Here is a 22458-nt window from a genome sequence, read left to right as displayed (position 1 = left end):
GTGGTTTTAAAATTTGTTTAATGCGTAGTCAATTAGATGATCTTGAATATACTTTCTACAATGAGCTTGCTAATCTCGTCGCAGGGTATTTTTTTGAATAAAATATGAAAGATTTAATTAGTTATAAGAAAGCTTCTTTAGCACTTTCTAGTTTAAGCTGTGGTGTGATATTGGGTGTAGCAACACTTTCTCCGTATCAGACTGCACATGCGGCAACAAGCTTTTGGAGCAACTCTTCTTGTCTTAATGAGTTTTATAAAGATACACCACCTTATTTAGTTCGAGATAGTCTGAAAAAAAATACGACAGCCTTATGTTTTCATGGCTTTAATGTGATGTACTCTGGCATGTCGAAGACGCCTTTATGGAGTGCAGAACATCTAACGGTTGAGCGTTTAAGTCATAAAATTAAACGTCAGGATAGCTTTCATGAAGAGGAAAGAATTAGCCCTGAGTTTCGTGCAACATTAAGAGACTATAAAGGTACGGGCTTTGACCGAGGTCATATGTCACCAAATGGTGATATGCCTGATATGCTGTCACAAGCTGATAGTTTTTCTTTAGCAAATATGGTTCCGCAAGCACCAAAAAACAATCAGGATATTTGGCGAAAATTAGAGGAAGCGACACGTTCTACAGTAACAAAGCAAAAACATGATGCTTATGTCATTACTGGCCCTATTTTCTCAGGTCGAAAGCTTTCAACCATTGGGAATGGTGTATTTGTTCCTTCTGCGGTATTCAAAGCAGTTTATTATCCACAGACGGGTGTGATTGGCGCATACTATGCACCAAATAATAATTCTTTAGATGTTCATGTAGTGAGTGTCTGTGAAATTGAAGACTTAACGGGAATCAATTTATTTCCAACTTTAAATGAAAGTACCAAAAGAAAAGTATATAACTTACCTTTAATGGGAAGTGAGGTTAAGCCAGCTCAGAAAGCAAGTTATTTAAGTTGGGATGCAAAAAGTGAATGTGCAGATCGTGTTTCTGAAGCAGATATACAAGCTGCGCAAAAACAATTTCATGCCGAAGGTCGAACAGGAAATAGTGGGAGTGTTGTAGGTAATATCAAAGACCGAATTTTACAGTTTATAAAGCAACTGTTACCGACGATATTAGAATTTATTTTAAAAATGTTGAAAACTTAATAGACTATGATAAGTCATAAAATAATAGAGGATAATAAAATGTTTAAACCGTTTGAAAGTGATGAGTCATCATCAATTTATGATCTAACATTAGAAAATGGCTCAGATCGTGTAAATATTTATGGCAACTTACAGCTTACAAAAGATCAAGATGGGCTGAAAGCTGCAAAAGTATTGCAGAGTTTATTAAATGAGCTAGTTGCAACACTTGAGAAAGAAAAAGATTTACCCGAAAAAATAAAAATTGAAGATGCTAAAGAAATAGAAAACCCCTTTTTATAAGGGGTTTTCTGTTAAGCGCTAAGCAAAGAGGTGTTTCATTTTCTGAAAGCCAAATACAAAGCAAAACAACAGAGACATGGTAAGTACAATGCTTAATCCTGTTGCGATATTGAGTAATGCACTCGACCATAAGCCAATCGCAAGAGCAATTTGTCCTAAAATAAATGCAAGAATCACCATTTGTTTGGGAGAGTGAGCAATTAAACGGGCGGTAAGTGGTGGAATGACAAGTAATGCACCCATAAGCAGTGAGCCAACAGCACGTAGAGCAAGTACGGTAAATATTGCAAGAAGCACCATAAAGACAAGGCGTTGTTTATTTGCATTAATTCCTTCACTCATTGCAATGTCAGGATCAATTGCAATTTGAATTTGCGCTGTCCAGAAAAAGCGTAAGATAGTAATGGCAATTAAAATAATCAGACCAAATAGCGGGAGTTCAGACCAACTAATTGTAAGTAAATCACCAAATAGGTAACTTAACAGCTCTGGTCGCAGAGCAGGTAGTTGCTGAATAAGTAGTAGGCCGCTACAAAGTAGTGTTGCTGAACATAAAGCAAGCAGTGCATCATTAGGTAATCGCTTGTCGTGCAATACCCAAAGTAAGGCAACAAGTAAAAAAGCAAGTAAGGAAACACCAATCCAAAGTGGAAGCTGAAAAATACCTGCGACGGCTACACCAAGTAGTGTGCCATGTGCCATTGTATCTGCAAAAAACGACATGCGTCGCCAAAGCATAAGACAGCCAAGTGGTGCGGTTAGAAATATAAGTAAAAAGCCCATCGCCCATGCAGGGAGTAAAAGCTGTAACCATTCCATCATGCGTTAGACTTCCGGCTCTGGGTGAATATGGGGATGATCTTCATGTTCACAGGTTGTCGTTGGTATATCACCATGGGCGCAGTGGTCATGATGATGATGGTAAAGTGCTCGTTGAGTACCGAAAATAGCTTGATATTCAGGGTGTTGTTGTACATTTTCAGGTAACCCACTACAACAAATATGCTTATTTAGACAAACAACACGGTTTGTACCTTGCATAACCCATTGTAAATCATGAGAAACCATGAGTACGGCGCATTGATATCGTTCAGGTACATTACGTACATACTCATAGAGTTCGGCTTCAGACTGAATGTCTAAACCTTGCATGGGTTCATCTAGAACAAGTACGTCAGGTTTTCTAAGTAATGCACGTGCAAGTAAAACACGTTGACGTTCCCCGCCAGAGAGCTGTTGTACTTTTGATTCTTGAAGTCTTAGAATTCCTGTTTCTTCAATAATCTGTTTTTTAGTTTCAGCATCACAAAGTTCTAAGGCAAGTAAATCTTTAACGCGTAAAGGTAAACTGTGAGAAGGATTAAACTTTTGTGGAACATAAGAAAACTTTAATTTTGTTGTCTGAGAAATTTTTCCACTATTGGGTTTAAGTATACCGAGTAATACTTTAATAAGTGTCGACTTTCCTGCGCCATTAGGCCCAATTAAAGTTACAATTTCATTTTTATGTAAATCAAAATCGATCTGCTTTAGAATATCGCGATCGTCAATTTTGACATTAATTTGCTTTAATGAAAGGAGTAGGGGAGTAGTTACTGACTGCACTGCTGACACTTCCCAGAGATTTCGATCGTTGTATGATGAATATTGAAATCATCTGATGCAGCGAGTGTTGAAAGCTGATTTAAAACATTGTCTGCAGAGGCTTCTTTGACAGATTTACAGCTCGAGCAAATTAAGAAAGCAGCTTGATGTCCCTCTCTTGGATGGCAGCAAGGAATAAATGCATTAATTGAACTTAGTCGATGAATTAAACCCATATCGAGTAAAAAATCTAAGCTACGGTATACCGTTGGTGGCGCAGCAGGTTTATCTGACGTGTTTTTTATTTGTGCCAGTATATCGTAAGCACCAATAGGTCCAGTCGCTTTTAAAATTAGGTGAAGTACTTCTTTACGTAAAGGTGTAAGACGTGCATTTTGTGCGGCACATAAGTTTTCTGCATCTTCTAAGCGTGTAGTTAAGTCTCCATGATCATGAACGCCATGAACTGAATTATCATGTGAATGTGTGCATGAAGCCATAAATATACCACCTAAAATAAAAATTTAGCTGCAAGAATGCAATCAAATATTTTAGCATGTTTCTTCTTAATGTTATAGTATAACGGTTGTTGTTATATTATAACACTTTTATTAATTACAGAGAAAATTCAAATGATGAAACGTTTAATAGCGATTACAGCACTCTGTTTGTGTAGCAGTATGCTATGGGCAAAAGGACTTGTAGTGTCTATACATCCATTGTATTTAATTGCTGAAGAAGTTACCAAAGGAGTAGAGCAACCTGAACTGCTTTTAGGTAATCAGTCTGGGCATGATATTCAACTTACACCAGAAAACCGTAAAGCGATTCAAGATGCAGAGCTTGTCATTTGGTTGGGTAAGGCACATGAAGCACCTTTAGATAAACTACTGTCTAATAACCCAAATGCTGTATCGTTATTAAACTCAGGTGTGCTTCAGGTATTACCTCTACGTGACTTAAAAGGGCAACCTATACCTAATGCTGTAGATACACATGTGTGGCTAGAGCCGAATAATGCTGTACGCATTGCATTTTTCATTGCAGCGTTAAGATCGAAACAACATCCTGAGCATAAAGATCAATATTGGGCAAATGCACGTGATTTTTCAAAACGCCTCTATGCAGAAACACATAAGTTTGGTCGCTATAAAGTCCCTGCGCAGTATTGGACATATCATGATGCCTATCATTATTTAGAGCGTTCATTAAATTTAGAAATTGCGGGTGTACTTACACCTGATCCTCATGTGCCGCCAACTGTTTCTCAAATTAAATATTTAAATGACCATCGTCCATACCACCGTATGTGTTTACTTGCTGAAGGTGAGGCAAGTAGTAATCAATATCAAAAGCTACAACCAATTCAATTTCAACCTGTAGAAGAAAGTTTAGCGGGTGAAACTCAGTTTATTCCTGCTTGGCGTGACCTTGCGACCAAAGTACAAGATTGTGTACAAAGTTCGCGCAACTAATCTAGAGCGCGTTTAACTTAATGGTAAATTAAAAAAACTTCAGTTTTTACTAAAAAGGTGCCCTGAAAGCTCGGAAACGATTGCATGTTTAGGGGGGGGCATCTATAATGCCTTCGATTAAAAATGATCGTGAGTTAAACGTGTCAAGCATTAATATGGTGAATGAGTATTCATGGCTACTGTAAATCGTCTGATAGATCGTCGATTCGCAAAAGGTTTGATTACTCTACAGGCAATAATGGTGCCCCTTTTAGCTCTAATTGCATGGGTTGTTAAAGACCTAACAGCAGCAAAAAGCATTGCACTTGGTGCATTTGTTTGTTTGTTAACGAGCTGTTATTTCTCTTGGCAATCCTTTCGTGTCGCAGGCGCACGCGCTTCTCGACAAGTTTTATCTAACATGTATAAAGGCATGATGGGTAAGTTTGCAATTATGATTGTTGGATTTTTTTTGATATTAAGCAATGTTAAACCGCTGTCGCCGGTCGCATTGTTCTGTGGTTTTATACTTGTTCAATCGATGTCATGGGTCGCACCAATCTTGGTTTCCAGACAACACAAAAAACGAGTGTAGAATAATCAAAAATTGAATATTATTATAGAGACGTGAGATGCCAAGCAGCACGCGGTATTCATTTCTCTTTTTATGATTGACATTGACCAGGTGTGATTTATGGCTGCTGAAGAACATGCCCTTACTTCGACAGAGTATATCAAGCATCACTTGACCAATTTAACCTACGGCAAAATGCCTGACGGTACATGGAAATTGGCTGAGAATGCAAATGAAGCTCATCAGATGGGGTTTTCTGCTATTCACTTGGACTCAATGGGTTGGTCAATTGGTCTTGGTATCATTTTTTGCTTAATTTTTTGGTCTGTTGCTAAAGTTGCTAACTCTGGCGTACCTACAAAATTTCAAGCTGCTATAGAAATGGTTATCGAGTTTGTTGACTCAAGTGTTCGCGATACTTTTCATGGTAAATCTCGCTTAATTGCGCCTCTTGCACTAACGATTTTCGTGTGGATTTTCCTCATGAACTTAATGGATTTAATCCCTGTTGATTTTGTCCCTTATTTAGCGCAAGTGATCGGTGCAAATGTATTTGGCATGGATCCACATCACGTTTACTTTAAGATTGTTCCATCAACAGATATTAATGTGACATTAGGTATGTCTCTGTCTGTATTTGGCTTAATCTTATTCTATAGTATTCGTGAAAAAGGTGTGGGTGGTTTTGTAGGTGAGCTCGCACTTAACCCATTTAACCCAAGTAATCCGTTTTTTAAAGTTTTATTAATTCCAGTAAACTTAGTTTTAGAATTAGCAACTTTCCTAGCACGACCAGTTTCATTGGCTCTACGACTATTTGGTAACATGTATGCAGGTGAGCTTATCTTCATCCTGATTGCACTATTACCATTTTGGGCACAATGGGCGTTGTCTGTGCCTTGGGCAATCTTCCACATTCTCGTAATTACGCTGCAAGCTTTTGTATTTATGATGCTTACAATCGTTTACTTGAGTATGGCAAGCGAAAAACATTAATGGTATTGCCTAACTGTATTAATAGGGTTAGGCGTAATTTATATTTTAATTTGGTATAACCTAACCTCTGAGGATTTTTTCATGGATTTAGTAGTTGGATTATCTGCGATTGCAGTAGCTATTTTAATCGCATTTGCTGCTTTAGGTACTGGTATTGGCTTTGCATTACTTGGTGGCCGTTTCTTAGAAGCTGTTGCTCGTCAACCTGAATTAGCTCCACAACTTCAAACACGTATGTTCATCGTTGCAGGTCTTCTTGATGCGATTCCAATGATCAGTGTTGGTATTGGTCTATTTATTCTTTTTGCTAACCCGTTTGTAGGTTTAGTAGGTTAATTCGCTATATTCCGAAATTATTTGTTTGAGGAATTGCAATGAATATCAACCTCACATTGATTGGTCAAGCGATTGCATTTGCGGTATTTGTCGCATTTTGCATGAAATTCGTTTGGCCACCACTAATCAATGCGATTAGTGAGCGTCAGCGTCGTATCGCTGATGGCTTAAATGCAGCTGAAAAAGCAAAAGCAGATCTTGCAGATGCTCAGACGCAAGTAAAAAATGAGCTAGATGCAGCAAAAGCACAAGCGGCTCAATTGATTGAACAGGCAAATCGTCGTTCAGCGCAAATGATTGAGGAAGCACGTGCTCAAGCAGCGGCAGAAGGTGAGCGCATGCGTCAACAAGCTCAAGAGTCTGTTGATCAAGAAATCAACTCTGCTCGTGAAGTATTACGTCAACAAGTTGCTGCGTTAGCGGTAGATGGTGCAGAAAAAATTCTTAGCCAAGAAGTTGATGCAGAAGCCCACAATGCCATGCTGACTCAGCTGGCTGCGAAACTATAAGAGAGGCGAAATATGGCTGAACTCTTGACGTTGGCACGCCCGTACGCTAAAGCAGCATTTGCTTATGCTTCTGAGCAAGGTGCAACTGACACTTGGTCTAATGCATTACAACTGCTCAGTGCTGCGGTGCAAGATGAAGCATTTTCCGCTTATTTAAATCGCCCTGAACTTTCTCCAAAAGAGAAGGTGAAGCTTTTTACGCAAGTATTAGGTGAGCAACAGTCAGAAGCACTATCGAACTTTATCGTACTTCTGGCTGAAAATGACCGTTTGTCATTATTGCCTGAAGTTGCGGCTGAATATGAAGAGCTAAAATCACAAAATAACAATACAGTAAATGTCGTAATCGAATCGGCATTTCCACTGACAGCGGTACAAGAGCAGTTAATTACGCAAGCTTTAGTAAAGCGTTTTAATGCAACTGTTCAAGTATCAGTTGAAGTTAACCCTGCGTTAATTGCAGGTATTGTGATTCATGCAGGCGATCAAGTGATAGATGATTCTGCGCTTAGCAAGCTTGAAAAAATGCGGACTCGTCTTCTTGCTTAACCGCAATAAGACTGAACTAATAAAAGATTGAGGAATAGCGCAATGCAACAACTGAATCCATCCGAGATCAGTGCGCTCATTAAACAGCGTATCAGCGATCTGGACACCAGCGCAACCGCTAAAAACGAAGGCACCATTGTTATGGTGTCCGACGGTATCGTGCGTATTCACGGTCTTGCTGATGCAATGTACGGTGAAATGATCGAATTTGACGGCGGCTTATTTGGTATGGCACTGAACCTAGAACAGGATTCAGTGGGTGCCGTTGTCTTAGGTAACTACTTAGGTCTTCAAGAAGGACAAAAAGCACGTTGCACAGGCCGTGTATTAGAAGTTCCAGTTGGTCCTGAACTTCTAGGTCGTGTTGTAGATGCTTTGGGTAATCCAATTGATGGTAAAGGCCCTCTTAACGCGAAATTAACTGATGCTGTTGAAAAAGTAGCACCAGGCGTTATTTGGCGTCAAAGCGTAGATCAACCTGTTCAAACTGGTTATAAATCAGTTGATACCATGATCCCTGTTGGTCGTGGTCAACGTGAATTGATTATTGGTGACCGTCAAACTGGTAAAACAGCAATGGCGATCGATGCGATCATCGCTCAGAAAAATTCTGGTATTAAATGTATCTATGTTGCTGTTGGTCAAAAACAATCAACAATTGCAAACGTTGTACGTAAGCTAGAAGAAACTGGTGCAATGGAATATACAACTGTTGTTGCAGCAGCAGCAGCAGACCCAGCAGCAATGCAGTACCTCGCACCTTACGGTGGTTGTACAATGGGCGAATACTTCCGTGACCGTGGTGAAGATGCACTGATTGTTTATGATGATTTGTCTAAGCAAGCAGTTGCTTACCGTCAGATTTCATTATTACTTCGTCGTCCACCAGGTCGTGAAGCATACCCAGGTGATGTATTCTATCTTCACTCACGTCTTCTTGAGCGCGCTTCTCGCGTATCTGCAGACTATGTTGAGCAATTCACTAAAGGTGAAGTTAAAGGCCAAACTGGTTCATTAACTGCTTTACCAATTATTGAAACTCAAGCGGGTGACGTATCTGCATTCGTACCAACAAACGTAATTTCGATTACTGATGGTCAGATCTTCTTAGAAACATCATTGTTTAACGCGGGTATTCGTCCTGCTGTAAACGCTGGTATTTCAGTATCTCGTGTTGGTGGTTCTGCGCAAACGAAAATCATTAAGAAACTTTCTGGTGGTATTCGTACAGCACTTGCTCAATATCGTGAACTTGCAGCATTTGCTCAGTTCGCTTCAGATCTTGACGAAGCAACGCGTAAACAGCTTGAGCATGGTCAGCGTGTAACTGAATTAATGAAGCAAAAACAATATGCTCCATATTCTATCGCAGACCAAGCAATCTCTATCTATGCTTCAAACGAAGGTTATATGACTGACGTAGAAGTAAGCAAGATTGTAGACTTTGATATCGCATTAATTGCATATTTCCGTTCAGAACATGCTGATTTAATGAAGCAAATCGATGAAACTGGTAAATATGACAAAGACATCGAAGCTGCAATTAAAGCAGGTGTAGAGAACTTCAAAGCGACTCAAACTTACTAATTTTTAGCATGAGCTTAAATTTAAGTTTGGTTCACGGATCACCCTTCGAAGGCTCTTCATTGAGCTTTCGACGACTAGGTTAAGCGTATGGCAAATTTAAAAGAAATTCGCGCCAAAGTAGCCAGCATTAAAAACACGCAAAAAATTACGCGTGCAATGCAAATGGTGGCTGCTTCTAAAATGCGTCGTGCGCAAGAGCGTATGGCTGTAGGCCGTCCGTATGCCGAAAATATGCACCGTGTTATTGCTCACTTAGTACAAGCAAATCCTGAATACAAACACCGTTATATGGTAGATCGTCCTGTAAAACGCGTTGGTTACATCGTTGTTTCTTCAGATCGTGGTCTAGCAGGTGGTTTGAACATTAACTTGTTCAAAAAAGTTGTTCAGCATGTGCAACAACAGCAAGAGCAATCAATTGAAGTTCAATTTGCTTTAATTGGTCAAAAAGCGGTTTCGTTTTTTAAAAACTACGGCGGTAAAGTGGTTGGGGCAACGACACAACTTGGCGATGCACCAGAACTTGAGCAACTTTCTGGCTCAGTACAAGTCATGCTAGATGCATTCGATAAAGGCGAACTAGATCGCGTTTATCTTGTATCTAACGGTTTTGTAAACGCAATGACACAGAAGCCAAAAGTTGAACAACTTGTTCCTTTAGCTCAAGCAGAAGAAGGCGAAGATCTCGACCGTGAATATGGTTGGGACTACCTCTATGAACCAGATGCAGAAGTACTGTTAAATGGTTTATTGGTTCGCTATATCGAGTCAAAGGTTTATCAAGGCGTAATTGAAAACATTGCGTGTGAGCAGTCTGCACGTATGGTTGCAATGAAAGCAGCAACAGACAATGCAGGTCAGCTAATCAAAGACCTACAACTCGTTTATAACAAGCTGCGTCAAGCCGCGATTACTCAGGAAATCTCTGAGATCGTTGGTGGTGCCGCTGCCGTTTAACAATATTGAAATTTGAATTGAGGAGACAGCAATGAGTAGCGGTCATATCATTCAGATCATCGGCGCGGTTATCGACGTCGAGTTTGAACGAAACAGTGTTCCTAAGATCTATGACGCTCTCCATGTTGATGGTACTGAAACTACTTTAGAAGTTCAGCAACAGCTTGGTGATGGCGTAGTACGTACAATTGCAATGGGTTCTACTGAAGGCCTTAAACGTGGTCTTACGGTAACGAATACGAATGGCCCAATTTCTGTACCAGTAGGTGACGGAACTTTAGGTCGTATTATGGACGTTTTAGGCCGTCCTATCGATGAAGCAGGTCCAGTTGAGGCATCGTCTCACTTACCGATTCACCGTCAGCCACCATCATATGCAGAACAAGCAGCATCAAATGATTTGCTAGAAACTGGTATTAAAATCATTGACTTACTTTGCCCATTTGCAAAAGGTGGTAAAGTTGGTTTATTCGGTGGTGCCGGTGTTGGTAAAACTGTAAACATGATGGAGTTAATCAACAACATCGCTAAAGCTCACAGTGGTTTATCTGTGTTTGCTGGTGTTGGTGAGCGTACGCGTGAAGGGAATGACTTCTATCACGAGATGAAAGACTCTAACGTTCTTGACAAAGTAGCGATGGTTTACGGTCAGATGAATGAGCCACCAGGTAACCGTTTACGTGTTGCTTTAACTGGCTTAACAATGGCTGAATACTTCCGTGACGAAAAAGACGAAAACGGCAAAGGTCGTGACGTTCTTTTATTCGTAGATAACATCTACCGTTATACACTAGCGGGAACTGAAGTATCTGCGTTACTTGGTCGTATGCCATCTGCTGTAGGTTACCAACCGACACTTGCAGAAGAAATGGGTGTATTACAAGAGCGTATTACATCGACTAAATCAGGTTCGATTACATCTGTTCAAGCTGTATATGTTCCTGCCGATGACTTAACAGATCCATCGCCAGCAACAACATTTGCTCACTTAGATGCAACAGTTGTACTGAGCCGTGATATTGCATCACAAGGTATCTACCCAGCAATTGATCCACTTGACTCAACTTCGCGTCAGTTAGATCCATTGGTTGTTGGTCAAGAGCACTATAACATTGCACGTGAAGTACAAAACATCTTGCAACGTTATAAAGAGCTAAAAGACATTATCGCAATCTTGGGTATGGATGAATTGGCTGAAGAAGATAAGTTGGTTGTTTACCGTGCGCGTAAAATCCAACGTTTCTTCTCTCAACCATTCCACGTTGCAGAAGTATTTACAGGCGCTCCTGGTAAGTTGGTATCGCTTAAAGAAACGATTCGTGGCTTTAAAGGTCTTATCGCTGGTGAATACGATCATATTCCAGAACAAGCGTTCTATATGGTTGGTGGCATTGACGAAGTGATTGCTAAGGCTGAGAAACTCTAATTTAAGGAGATAATCTCATGGCGACTATGCAATGTGATATTGTAAGTGTAAAAGAGTCAATTTACTCTGGCGCAGTAACAATGCTGATTGCTAAAGGTGCAGGTGGTGAGTTGGGTATTATGCCAAACCATATGCCACTTGTTACTTTACTTCAACCTGGTCCAATCCGAGTTATTTTGGAAAATGGTCAAGAAGAAATCGTCTATGTATCTGGCGGTGTTTTAGAAGTGCAACCACATGTTGTTACTGTACTTGCAGATACTGCAACTCGTGCAGAGAACTTAGATGAAGCAGCGATTTTAGAAGCACGTAAAAATGCTGAACAATTGCTTGCAAATCAGAAGAGTGATCTAGATGCTGCAGCAGCGTTAGCATCTCTTTCAGAGATTGCAGGGCAGCTTGAAACGATTCGTAAAATTAAAAATCGTGCAATGTAATTGATGATTTATAAAAAGCCACTCACTTGAGTGGCTTTTTTTATTTAGCATATAATGGATAAATATACTTAACTAATTATTGAAGCCGTATGAATATAAAAAGTCAAAAAATTGGTTCATTAGATACTCTAAAAATAGAGAATCATTTTTGTGAGGCCGTTATTTCTTTTCAAGGGGCACAGGTACTTTCTTACAAGTTAAAAACAAAAAATGGTTTATCTGAAAAGTTATGGTTATCTGATTTAAACAAGTATCAGTCAAATAAAGCAATTCGTGGAGGAATTCCTTTATGCTTTCCATGGTTTGGTAAAAGTCATATTAGCGATAGTCATCCATCTCATGGTTTTGCTAGAAATATTTTATGGGAATTTAAAGAAGTTATTGAAAGTGAAGATGGTCATGATCTTAGCTTTGAGCTCGTAGATAATGAAGAAACGATAGAGATTTGGCCATTCGAATTTTCACTTATACAAACCATTCACTGTGGTCAAAGTTTAAGTGTAGAGTTCGAATTAGAAAATAGAAGTGATAAATCATTTGATTATGCATTTGCATGGCATAGTTATTTTGCTGTAGAGGATATTTTTTCAACGAAGGTAGAAGGCTTGCAAGATGCAGAATATATTGATCAGTTAAATCAGAATAAATGTGAAATACAACAAGTAGAAGATATTATTGTAGATGGTGAAATTGATCGTATCTATCCAAAAACACAAGGGAATTTCGTCATTCGTTCAGAGTTGAGTGAGTTCACTTATGTACAAACAAATACAAATAGTGCAGTGGTATGGAATCCATGGATAGAAAAATCTAGACGTTTAGCTGATATGCGTGATGATGCATGGAAAGAGTTTATATGTGTGGAGACAGGTAATGTTTTACCAATCAACTCTCTAGCTCCAAATCAGAAAGATAAATTTAACTTAACAATTTACGTGTAGTGGCATAGATCCACCACACGTAGTTTATTTATAACTACTTAGCAAGTTCGGTTTCTAGTACTTTTAGTAGTTCTGGATTATCTGCAGTGGTATCTGGTGAAAAGCGTGCTGCAACCTTACCATCTTTACCTATAATAAATTTCTCAAAGTTCCATAAAACTTCTGGTACAGGGTTTGTTGTAATATTAAAGCTATGTAATTTTTCCTCAAACTCTTTACCGCCTATACGTTGTGGCTCAGCTTCAATAAGATAATTATATAGTGGGTGTTTATTCTCACCTGCTACAGAAATTTTTGAGAATAATGGAAAACTTACTTGATAGTTAATCGAACAAAATTGTTCAATTTCCTCATCAGAAGCAGGCTCTTGCTCCATGAAATTATTTGCAGGAAAGCCCAAAATCTCAAAATCTTTTTCTTTATTTTGTTCATATAACTTTTCTAAGCCTTCATATTGTGGCGTAAGCCCACATTTAGAAGCAGTATTAACAATAATTAAAACCTTTCCTTTATATTTTTCAAGATTAGTCTCAGAGCCTTTAATTGTTTTTAACGGAATATTATAGATTGATTGTGTCATGGTTCATTCCTAGATTGATTTCAAGTGAGTACTAAAGTGAAATTTGATTCCTACATTTAACTTATACTAGAAATATTGCGTGGTGTCTTGCCTGTATAACGTTTAAAAAATTCTATAAAACTTGAACAGTGCCTATAGCCAAGTTTATAGCTGATTTCTTTAACAGAAATATTTTGTTTAAGTTGTGAAACTGCATATAAAATCTTAGCGCGATTACGCCACTCCTGAATTGAAATATTCATTTCCTGATGAGTCATACGCAATATATGTCGTTCACTGGTTGTATATTCTGCCAGTATGCGTGAAGTTGGTTCATGCAATCGTTTTACTTTGCCTAACTCTGCAAAGATCGGCTGTAAAATTGGATGATTTGTTTGTGGCAAATATTCATCATAAATTTCTGCCATGCAAATTTGATCAAAAATAACCTGTAGTAAATGACAGTATTGTTGCTGTAAGTTTTTTTCTTTTTTAAGTCGTATCGCTTCTTTTGCTAAAGCATGAAAAAATGGTTGAAGACTTAATGTTTTTACAGATGCTGAAACTTTATGCCCTATAGAGGGATGAATACGAATACAAATAAAATGTGTAATCTGATCGTATACAGAAATACAGCAGTGTTCTATTTTTGGAGGAATCCATAAACCAAAATTTGGTGGTGTAACAAACTTATGTTGATTGACTTGTATCTCTAAAATACCATCTAAACTAAAGTTTAAATCTCCCCATAAAGAAGAGTGCCAAGAAATACTATCTTCAGGATGAAAGAAAAATTCATTGATTTCTATGAGTTGGCTTAAATCAATCACTTGAATTTTCCTTAAAAATTATTGTATTGGCTAAATTGCAATACAAATGTCTGATATTCATTATTTAAACTATTTCAGACATTGTTCAAAATACATCTATCATAAAAGATGGATATAGTAATGCAAAGAGAAAAATTAATACCATTATGGGCTTTTATGCTTCCACTCGGAGCAATATTAATTTGGTCATTAAATATTGTAGTAACTCGTTATATATCTGACTATATTTCACCAGTAAGTATTAGCTTTTATCGCTGGTTTTTTGCTTTTATTATCCTAACGCCTTTTATGCTTCTTAAAGTGTTAAAGCAAAGAAAAGAAATAAAACCAAATCTAAAAAAATTAGCTGTTTTGAGTGCTTTTGGTATGGTGATGTATCAAGGCATTGCATATACAGCAGCTCATTATACAACAGCTACAAATATGGGAATTATTAATGCTTTTATTCCTGTATTTACTATAGTTGTTTCTTTTTTTATTTTAAAAGATCGTCCAAGTATTTTTGCTATTTTAGGAAGTGTAATTTCTTTATGTGGACTAATTTATGTTGTTTCTAGAGGAAACTTATCAACCTTATGGGAGTCGGGGGGACATTTAGGCGATGCATTAATGTTATGTGCTGTGTTCTTTTATGCTTTTTATGGTGTGTTTCTTAAGAAGTGGCAAATTAAACTTCCTTTATTAGTTAGTTTATATATACAAATTATTTTTGCTGTAATTTACCATTTACCTCTGATTACATATTTTGGTTTAGACCATTTAAACCATCAAAATATTAGTAGTATTTTATATGCAGGAATTTTTCCATCAATTATTTCTCCATTTTTATGGATGATGGCAGTACAGCAAATAGGGCCAAGTAGAACAAGTATTTTTATGAATCTTATGCCAATATTTACAGCAATTATTGCAGTGATTTGGCTAGATGAAAAGTGGACGGTCTACCATACAGTTGGAGGTATATGCATATTGGTTGGAATACTGTTGGCACAGAAGCAAAAAGTAAGATATACAATCAATAAAAAATTGGCTTAACCATATAAAATATATATTTATATGATTAAAATTTAATCATATAAAAAAACAAGGATACTGTTAAAAACTCATTGATATTTTAAATGAATTAATTCAAATCAATGATATATATTTAATTTTTTATTTTAATAAAAAATATATATAAATTTAATATAATTTAAGTAATCGTTTTAAAGTATTTTATGTTTGTTGGGTTTTTATACATAATTTAAATCAATCTAGTTCACTAGATCAAAGTTTTGAAGTTAACCCTCTGATGTGTATTTCACATCGTTTTTGAACGCTCAGTCACCTCTTTTGACTGAGCTTTTTTTTATCTGCGGATAAATTTTCCTGTAACTGCATCAATAATTTGACTAGGTTCTGAGTTTTCTCCAAGAGAACCATCTAAATAATATGTATCATCATGAAAATATTGTTGAGCATCATATAAACTTTTTGCAGGTGTTACACCTGCTGGGTTTGCACTTGTCGAAACAACAAAGTTTCCAAAAGCATCACATATCTCTTGGCATAGCCTATGTTGAGTTACACGTACTGCAACAGATGAATGATTACCACGAATCCATGTAGGAATATAACTGGTTACAGGAAGTAACCAAGTTGTTGCTCTATCTGTTTTCACATCTTTAGACCAACTAGATACAATCTGTGCTTGAATCTCTTTTGAAACATTTTCTAAAAGTGGGGCAATTTGTTCTATAGAACTTGCGAGTAAAATGACACCTTTTTCAATAGGTCGCTGCTTTAGCTTTAAAATGTTGTGGAATGCGATCTCATTCATTGGATCACAGCCTAATCCCCAAACGGCTTCAGTTGGATAAGCGAGGGTGTGCCCTTGGTGTAATATATTAGCTGCTTCTTGTGCAGAGAAAATGAGCACGAATCTCTCCTTATTGGTTGAGGTTAGCCACGTAAATACTTTCCTGATTGATGTATGCATAATCCAAGTAGCTCAAGTTCCATCAGTTCTGCAGTAAGTTGAGCAATTGGTATGTTTACTTTTTCAGAAAGTTCATCGATGCCTTGGGCATGCCAAGATAAATCGTTATAAAGTTTTTTTAGATGACTTGGGATAGCTGAGTCTTTTTCATCTATATGTGTTGTTTGATGATTTGGTATAACGAATGCAAAGTGACTGTCTTCAATGACTTGTTCTGGATGAAAAATGAGTGTTGCACCTTCTCTAATTAATTCATGGCAGCCTTCATAAAGTGGATTATGAATATAACCTGGTGTTGCAAAAACATCTTTACCTTGCTCGGCAGCAATTTTTGCAGTTCCTAAAGAGCCACTATGTAAACTTGCCTCAATAACAACAACACTTATGCTCATACCACTTACAAGCCTATTACGGCGAGGGAAATTAAATTGTAAAGGTTTTGTTTGTGGTAAAAACTCAGTGATAATTGTACCTGAGTTTTTTAAAATTTGACGACGTAAATTATCATGATGTTTGGGGTAGGTAATATCTATACCTGTTGCCATAACAGCAAGCGTTTTTTGATGTGAGACAGCCCCATAGTGTGCAGCCTGATCAATTCCTTCAGCTAAACCGCTAATAACAACATAGCCTTTTTCAGCAAAATAATAAGAAAAATCATAACTATTTTTCTCTCCAAGCTTTGAGGCTTTTCGACTGCCAATAATAGCAATACTTGGGTCGTTTAATAGCTTTGTATTGCCTTGTCCAAATAAAATGGGAGGCTTGTCATTATATGGCTGCAGCATTGTTGGATAGAGGTCATCATCAATGGTACAAATGAAATCACAGTGTGTACTAATACTTTGAAAAATAAGGTTTAAGATTTTTTTTGTTTCGGCATCATTCAGTTTGTTTGCACGCTTGATATGGCTGCTATGTATTTTAAGTAGAGGCCATTTAGCAATGTTTGCAGGCGTAATTGCATTACGTGCATGACCAAAAAAATCTGTAAGCTTGTAATATGTCGAAAGAGAGTGTTGAACCAAGTACCATAATGTGATTATGGCAGCTTGGTCTTCAGAAATGGGTTGTTGCATAATAACTACAACTTAGTCCTCTAAGTTGTTTGGTGTTGTAATGTTAGAACCAACTTTGATTGGTATATAACTTTCAAGTACATATGCATAACTAAGATGATCGAATGTTTTGAAAATTAAAAGAGAACCTGCTTTTTCAGAAGGCAGTGTGATTGTTTGATCAGACTTTGAATCTTTAATTTTTTTCCCGGGCTGAGAAATATTAAATATTTGCCCTGATTTTAATCCATCTAGCTCACCTAAATTGACAGTAACTACACTGTTTTTAGTTGCTGCACCTATTGAACCTAATACTCTAATAATAGAACCACCTGTAATATTTTGAGTAGTTGGCACAAATGTATTTGGTAATCTAGATTCTTTTTCAGGGAGAACGAGATTGTTTAAGCGAACCTCTTGGTTATAGCTTTGTACAATTTCTAGCGTTGCAATATCATTGCTCACTTGAGTTGCAACTGCTTTTGCAGTTTGAGTTAACTCATTGCCAGCATTATAGTCTTTACCGTTGTTATCTTTAAGAATATACGGCGATGTTGGCTGGTAAATACCATAGTATTGCCCAGTTTGAATACCATTGCCACGAACATAAATCTTTTGACCAACACCAGCCATAAGATGATTATCTTCTGACCCGACAACGTATGGAATATCTTTGAGTGCTTCAGATGGCAAAATGACAGCACGATCCAGCCAAACTTGAATACTTTTCAAAGGAATTACAGGAATTGCATCATCATATGATTGAATACGTACTTGTGGTTTTAAGCGGATTTCATTAGGTTGTGCTGAGTTCGTGTATCTAGCAATAACACCTTTACAACCATCACCCATGTCTTTACCTACCAGTGGTGTATTGCCTTTATATTTACAAAGCAATAATTTATCACCAGGGTAAATGAGGTTTGGATTTTTAATATTGCGATTGTCTGCCCAAATTTTTGGCCATGCAGAAGGTGACTTTAAAAACATTCCTGCAATATCCCAAAGTGTATCGCCTGATTTCACTATATATGTATTGGGCGCATTTGCACTCAATCTTGGTGTAGGCTCGGCAGAGGCAGCATGTAGTGTGCCAATGGAAAGTCCAATTGCAAGTAATGTCTTTGCAGATATAGATGTCATTTTTTGTTGTATCCCCATAACACTCAAAGAGTAAGTGTCTTTTAAAAAATCTTTCATTATGTAATGCCTAAAACAGTATGAGTTAGTTACGCTATAATAGCTAAAATATACACTAGTTTGCTATGAAGAAGTGTCTTCATTATGACGCAATAGAATTTTTAGGAGGGCATATGGCCTTATTACCAATTTTAAGCTTTCCAGATCCACGGTTGCGTACCATTGCAAAACCAGTTGAAAAAGTGACAGATGATATTCGTCAACTGGCAGAAGATATGTTTGAAACAATGTATGATGCGCCAGGCATTGGTCTAGCAGCAACACAAGTTGACCAACATATTCAGCTTATTGTAATGGATTTGTCGGAAGACAAAAATCAACCGATGGTTTTTATTAACCCTAAGATTACACCACTGACCGAAGAAACGCAGCAATATGAAGAAGGCTGTCTTTCCGTACCACAAGTGTATGATAAGGTTGAAAGACCATCTCGTGTGAGAATTGAGTATTTAAATTTAAAGGGTGAAACAGTTGACGTTGAAGCAGATGGCCTATTGGCTGTGTGTATTCAACATGAAATGGATCACTTAAATGGTAAACTTTTTGTAGACTACCTTTCACCGTTAAAGCGTAAACGTGCAAGAGATAAAGTTGAGAAGGTTGTTCGCCAACGTGAAAAAGTTGCAGTAAAACGATAAAAATCTACCTTCCAACACTAGAAAAATCTGGTGTTGGAAATAATAAATAAAAAAATAAAGTATTTGTTTAGTAAATATACCGTAATAAATTGTAATTATATTAAGTGATAGTATCCACTATACCGCTAAATATTATGCAATATCCTTTGCATAAACTCACCATTGCAATGAGCTGTATCCTATTTTCTTCAATGAGCTTTGCTGATACACCACAACCTCAATCAGGCATTGATGTCTTATCAGGATTTAATAAACTGTGGATTTCAGGAGATAGCTTAGCGACAGGGAAAGCAACGCCTGAGGGACAAGCGATACTCGATAAAAACTTAAGTATTGTGAGAGATATTGCAAAAAATAGAACCAAACAACAAGAGTTTCAGGCATTTGCTGTAGACTTTCAAAAAGCTGGTTATATGTTAACGGGTGCTTTAGGCCCGTTAAAAACAATTGTTCGTGCTGAAGCAAACAGTCAAGCAACCATAGACTATGAAAAACTAACAAGCTTAGATGGTTTAACAGCAACAACAGCAAAAGATAATGGCAACGGCATCGGAGATAATACCTCTGGACAACTGGGTAAATTATTAGACTTAAGAAATGCAATTGCTAAGAATGCATCATCTAACCCCCCAAAAAATAAATATAAATATCCACGTCCATTTATACAAAAATTGAATGGAGAAGATTTAAGCTGGGTTTTGGAAAAACCTTTAGTTGATGTTGGTCGTGCTTCGGCAGGCAGTGAGGGTGGTTTTCCGAGTGGGCATACCAATGAGTCTTACTGGACAGGTTTGACACTTGCATATGTCATTCCACAACAATATAGCGACTTAGTACTTAAAGCAGGGGAAATGGGTTATAACCGTGTCGTTGCAGGTATTCATTCTCCACTGGATGTCATTGGTGGGAGAATGCATGCGACTTACATTGCTATTAATGGACTTGCAAGTAACCCCGATTTAAGAAAAGCAGCTTATACACAAGCGCAGGCTTTCTTAAGTAGCCAATGTGGTGGTTCAGTAGATGGGTGCTATCAAAATATCGACTTGAATCAACTTTATAATCAATACCAAGTCAATAAAGCACTTTATGATAAATATACTTTTGTAAATGACTTTCCATCAATTGGTAGTACGACAGCAACACCAGTTGTGCCTAAAAATGCAGAACTACTTATAGAAACACGTTATCCTTACCTAAGTGCAGATCAGCAAAGAGAAATTCTACTCACAACTTCAAATAAAACGGGCGGTGTGCTCGACAATGGTATGGGCTATGACACGCTTAACTTATATAAAGCAGGTAATGGTTATGGTGCATTTAATCAAAAAACAACAATTAATATGGATGCACAACAAGGTGGTTACTCAGCTTCAGATATTTGGCTAAACGATATTAATGGTACAGGCTCTTTAGAAAAATCAGGTACAGGTACGCTTACACTTGCAGGTCATAATAGCTGGACAGGAGGTACAAGTGTTCTTGCAGGTAAATTGGTGGGTAGTAATGGACAATCATTTGGTCAGGGTGGTGTTACACTAACAAATGCAAGTCTTGAAATGAATACAGCAAATAATGACACGTTAACGAATACGCTCATTTCAGATACGAATAGTCATTTTTATAAAAAGGGTAGTGGAAACCTAACCTATAATGGCGATGGTTCTAACTTTAAAGGAACAACACATATTCAAAATGGTGTGCTGAATGTACAAAGTAACTTAAATGGCACAACAGTTGTTGAAAATAACGGTACATTATCAGGTAATGGTCAGCTCCAAAGTCTACAAGTGTTACAAGGTGGTACTGTAGATTTAAGCCAAAATACAAACCGTTTAAATGTAATGAACGATCTTGTCATGAATCAAGGCTCAACCCTTAAAGTTATGGCAAATTCAGGCAGTAGCAATGCGAGTGGTATTGATGTTAAGGGAGTAACAAAGCTAAATGGTGGAAATGTTTTACAAGTTGGTGTAAATAGTAATTACAACCTACTATCTGAATATACAATCCTTACAGTGCAGCAAGGCATAACGGGGAAATTTGATAAAGTATCGAGTGCTTATGCTTTTCTTACACCAAAAATTAATTACAACAACAATGCTGTAACATTGCAGCTTTTAAGAAACGATCAAAGTTTTAATAGCGTTGCAGAAAATAATAACCAATACCAAGTTGCAAGCAGCTTAGATCGTTTAGGTCTAGGTAATGCGCTTTACAACCTTGTTGCTAAGCAAACAACAGACCAAGCACGTCAGTCATTTCAAGCACTTTCTGGCGAGGGTTATGCTTCACTTGGTATTAATGCAACACAAGACTTACTTACAAGTGGCGAGTCACTTATTTCTCATGAGTACCAAAAGCAACCATTGGTATGGATGAATAGCTATGCGAAGAGTATACAAAATAGTGGTAAAGTGGTTGCTGACTCTAAATACAGTAACTATGGTGCCTTGGCTGGTGTAGAAATTCCATTAAGTGATAAAGTCAACTTTGGGGCAACCTTAGGACAAGGTCGTGGTACAAGCAAAGTATCTGCACGAGATTTCACTGCAAAAGATAATAATACTGAAGTTGGTTTTTACGGGCGTTATGTTGGAGACTACTCAGGCTCAACAATTGGCTTAGTGGGTCGTTGGGGAGATGTTTCTGTAGATCGTAATATTAACTTTACCAATATGACAAAACATGCAACGGCAGACTTAGATACACAAAGTGTTCAAGCCTTTGGAGAGTATTGGAAAAACTTAAATACCCAAGTTCCTTTAACACCTTACATTCGTTTATCTCATGTAATGACACAGATAAATTCTTTTAAAGAGCAGAATGCAGGCATAGCAGGTCTAAGTGGTAACAAGTCTACAATTAATACGACATTCTCTACACTAGGAGTGCGTTCAGAATATAAATTACCATTAGAGTCACAAAATTTAGCGATTCAAGCAGGTTTAGGGTGGAGACATGCATTTGGTGATCTAAACTCTAAAGCAAACCTAAGCTTAAATGGATCTCAAAGTTCATATAAAGTTGTAGGAACTTCTTTAGCTGAAGATACAGGACTTATTGATTTAGGTATTAAAACCAATTTAACCCAAAGTCTTGAAATGGGAGTGAACTATAATGGCCAATTTTCAAAAGATATGAACGATAATTCTGGTACCTTGAGTTTAAAATATAAGTTTTAATTCAAATTCCAAATAAAAAACCACCAAATTTGGTGGTTTTTTTATTTTTTAAGTATATTTCGTCTATCTTTTATTCTATTGGCAAATAAAATAGAAATAAATTGGATTAGGGGGTTGTGTTTGGAGTGTATTGGTCTATAATGCGTATCCATCGGCGGTGATGTTGAAAGAAACTTCTTAGTAAACAGTAACTTAGTTGATTGGTTTAGGATTTAGTTCTTAGA

General features: G+C 37.4%; 24 protein-coding genes. 16 read left to right on the top strand and 8 right to left on the bottom strand.

Features of this window, described 5'->3' with window-relative positions; translation table 11 throughout:
- Nucleotides 1–104 precede the first annotated feature (104 nt).
- Nucleotides 105–1154, top strand: a complete 1050-nt coding sequence (locus P256_RS12280) for a DNA/RNA non-specific endonuclease (protein ID WP_023274017.1) — start codon at nt 105–107, stop codon at nt 1152–1154.
- Between the two features lie 39 nt (nt 1155–1193).
- Nucleotides 1194–1436 (top strand): hypothetical protein, encoded by a 243-nt coding sequence (locus P256_RS12275; RefSeq protein WP_023274016.1) that lies wholly within the window; start codon nt 1194–1196, stop codon nt 1434–1436.
- A gap of 18 nt (nt 1437–1454) precedes the next feature.
- Here P256_RS12275 and znuB read toward each other — a convergent pair whose 3' ends face one another.
- Genes znuB through P256_RS12260 form a run of 3 tightly spaced genes read right to left on the bottom strand, consistent with a single transcriptional unit; the run spans nt 1455 to nt 3520 of the window.
- Nucleotides 1455–2258: a zinc ABC transporter permease subunit ZnuB gene (znuB, locus tag P256_RS12270; protein WP_023274015.1), complete on the bottom strand. Its 804-nt coding sequence runs from the start codon at nt 2256–2258 to the stop codon at nt 1455–1457.
- Between the two features lie 3 nt (nt 2259–2261).
- The gene (znuC, locus tag P256_RS12265; protein WP_040332325.1) at nt 2262–3050 is read right to left on the bottom strand and encodes a zinc ABC transporter ATP-binding protein ZnuC; all 789 of its coding nucleotides are present in this window, start codon (nt 3048–3050) and stop codon (nt 2262–2264) included.
- Nucleotides 3029–3520: a transcriptional repressor gene (locus tag P256_RS12260; RefSeq protein ID WP_023274013.1), complete on the bottom strand. Its 492-nt coding sequence runs from the start codon at nt 3518–3520 to the stop codon at nt 3029–3031. The genes znuC and P256_RS12260 overlap by 22 nt, the downstream gene beginning before the upstream one ends.
- A 135-nt stretch (nt 3521–3655) precedes the next feature.
- Here P256_RS12260 and P256_RS12255 point away from each other — a divergent pair, with 135 nt between their 5' ends.
- From P256_RS12255 to P256_RS12205, 11 genes are all read left to right on the top strand, one after another.
- Nucleotides 3656–4495, top strand: coding sequence for a metal ABC transporter solute-binding protein, Zn/Mn family (locus P256_RS12255; RefSeq protein WP_040332332.1), 840 nt, complete (start codon nt 3656–3658; stop codon nt 4493–4495).
- A gap of 172 nt (nt 4496–4667) precedes the next feature.
- Nucleotides 4668–5069: an ATP synthase subunit I gene (locus P256_RS12250; protein ID WP_023274011.1), complete on the top strand. Its 402-nt coding sequence runs from the start codon at nt 4668–4670 to the stop codon at nt 5067–5069.
- Between the two features lie 99 nt (nt 5070–5168).
- Nucleotides 5169–6044, top strand: a complete 876-nt coding sequence (atpB, locus tag P256_RS12245) for a F0F1 ATP synthase subunit A (RefSeq protein ID WP_023274010.1) — start codon at nt 5169–5171, stop codon at nt 6042–6044.
- A gap of 81 nt (nt 6045–6125) precedes the next feature.
- A complete protein-coding gene (gene atpE, locus P256_RS12240) occupies nt 6126–6380 on the top strand; it encodes a F0F1 ATP synthase subunit C (RefSeq protein WP_023274009.1) in 255 nt (84 codons plus the stop codon).
- A 38-nt stretch (nt 6381–6418) separates the two neighbouring features.
- Nucleotides 6419–6889: a F0F1 ATP synthase subunit B gene (locus tag P256_RS12235; RefSeq protein ID WP_023274008.1), complete on the top strand. Its 471-nt coding sequence runs from the start codon at nt 6419–6421 to the stop codon at nt 6887–6889.
- 12 nt (nt 6890–6901) lie between these two features.
- On the top strand, nt 6902–7438 hold the full coding sequence (locus tag P256_RS12230; RefSeq protein ID WP_023274007.1) for a F0F1 ATP synthase subunit delta: 537 nt from the start codon (nt 6902–6904) through the stop codon (nt 7436–7438).
- 42 nt (nt 7439–7480) lie between these two features.
- A complete protein-coding gene (gene atpA / locus P256_RS12225) occupies nt 7481–9025 on the top strand; it encodes a F0F1 ATP synthase subunit alpha (protein WP_023274006.1) in 1545 nt (514 codons plus the stop codon).
- An 87-nt stretch (nt 9026–9112) separates the two neighbouring features.
- The gene (gene atpG / locus P256_RS12220; RefSeq protein ID WP_023274005.1) at nt 9113–9982 is read left to right on the top strand and encodes a F0F1 ATP synthase subunit gamma; all 870 of its coding nucleotides are present in this window, start codon (nt 9113–9115) and stop codon (nt 9980–9982) included.
- Between the two features lie 31 nt (nt 9983–10013).
- Nucleotides 10014–11408, top strand: a complete 1395-nt coding sequence (gene atpD / locus P256_RS12215) for a F0F1 ATP synthase subunit beta (RefSeq protein ID WP_023274004.1) — start codon at nt 10014–10016, stop codon at nt 11406–11408.
- 17 nt (nt 11409–11425) lie between these two features.
- Nucleotides 11426–11845 carry a F0F1 ATP synthase subunit epsilon gene (locus P256_RS12210; RefSeq protein WP_023274003.1) on the top strand — a complete coding sequence of 140 codons (420 nt, stop codon included), beginning with the start codon at nt 11426–11428 and terminating at the stop codon, nt 11843–11845.
- 89 nt (nt 11846–11934) lie between these two features.
- Nucleotides 11935–12786, top strand: coding sequence for a D-hexose-6-phosphate mutarotase (locus tag P256_RS12205; RefSeq protein ID WP_023274002.1), 852 nt, complete (start codon nt 11935–11937; stop codon nt 12784–12786).
- A gap of 34 nt (nt 12787–12820) precedes the next feature.
- Here P256_RS12205 and P256_RS12200 read toward each other — a convergent pair whose 3' ends face one another.
- Both P256_RS12200 and P256_RS12195 read right to left on the bottom strand, forming a co-directional pair.
- Nucleotides 12821–13366, bottom strand: coding sequence for a glutathione peroxidase (locus P256_RS12200; protein WP_023274001.1), 546 nt, complete (start codon nt 13364–13366; stop codon nt 12821–12823).
- A 56-nt stretch (nt 13367–13422) separates the two neighbouring features.
- Nucleotides 13423–14175, bottom strand: coding sequence for an AraC family transcriptional regulator (locus tag P256_RS12195; RefSeq protein ID WP_023274000.1), 753 nt, complete (start codon nt 14173–14175; stop codon nt 13423–13425).
- Between the two features lie 120 nt (nt 14176–14295).
- On the opposite strand from P256_RS12195, the gene P256_RS12190 reads away from it, so the two are divergent.
- Entirely contained in the window at nt 14296–15210 is a 915-nt protein-coding gene (locus tag P256_RS12190) for a DMT family transporter (protein ID WP_023273999.1), read from the top strand.
- Nucleotides 15211–15523: 313 nt separating this feature from the next.
- On the opposite strand, the gene P256_RS12185 is transcribed toward P256_RS12190, so the two are convergent.
- Genes P256_RS12185 through P256_RS12175 form a run of 3 tightly spaced genes read right to left on the bottom strand, consistent with a single transcriptional unit; the run spans nt 15524 to nt 18411 of the window.
- Nucleotides 15524–16093: an L-threonylcarbamoyladenylate synthase type 1 TsaC gene (locus tag P256_RS12185; RefSeq protein WP_023273998.1), complete on the bottom strand. Its 570-nt coding sequence runs from the start codon at nt 16091–16093 to the stop codon at nt 15524–15526.
- A 23-nt stretch (nt 16094–16116) separates the two neighbouring features.
- Nucleotides 16117–17232: a DNA-processing protein DprA gene (gene dprA / locus P256_RS12180; protein WP_023273997.1), complete on the bottom strand. Its 1116-nt coding sequence runs from the start codon at nt 17230–17232 to the stop codon at nt 16117–16119.
- 12 nt (nt 17233–17244) lie between these two features.
- A complete protein-coding gene (locus tag P256_RS12175; RefSeq protein WP_023273996.1) occupies nt 17245–18411 on the bottom strand; it encodes a LysM peptidoglycan-binding domain-containing protein in 1167 nt (388 codons plus the stop codon).
- A 113-nt stretch (nt 18412–18524) separates the two neighbouring features.
- On the opposite strand from P256_RS12175, the gene def reads away from it, so the two are divergent.
- Both def and P256_RS12165 read left to right on the top strand, forming a co-directional pair.
- A complete protein-coding gene (def, locus tag P256_RS12170) occupies nt 18525–19049 on the top strand; it encodes a peptide deformylase (protein ID WP_023273995.1) in 525 nt (174 codons plus the stop codon).
- A 134-nt stretch (nt 19050–19183) separates the two neighbouring features.
- Nucleotides 19184–22234 carry an autotransporter domain-containing protein gene (locus tag P256_RS12165; protein ID WP_023273994.1) on the top strand — a complete coding sequence of 1017 codons (3051 nt, stop codon included), beginning with the start codon at nt 19184–19186 and terminating at the stop codon, nt 22232–22234.
- Nucleotides 22235–22458 lie beyond the last annotated feature (224 nt).

The organism is Acinetobacter nectaris CIP 110549 (assembly GCF_000488215.1).
In the GTDB taxonomy this organism is placed as follows: domain Bacteria; phylum Pseudomonadota; class Gammaproteobacteria; order Pseudomonadales; family Moraxellaceae; genus Acinetobacter; species Acinetobacter nectaris.
This window is presented reverse-complemented; position numbering and strand designations above follow the sequence as displayed.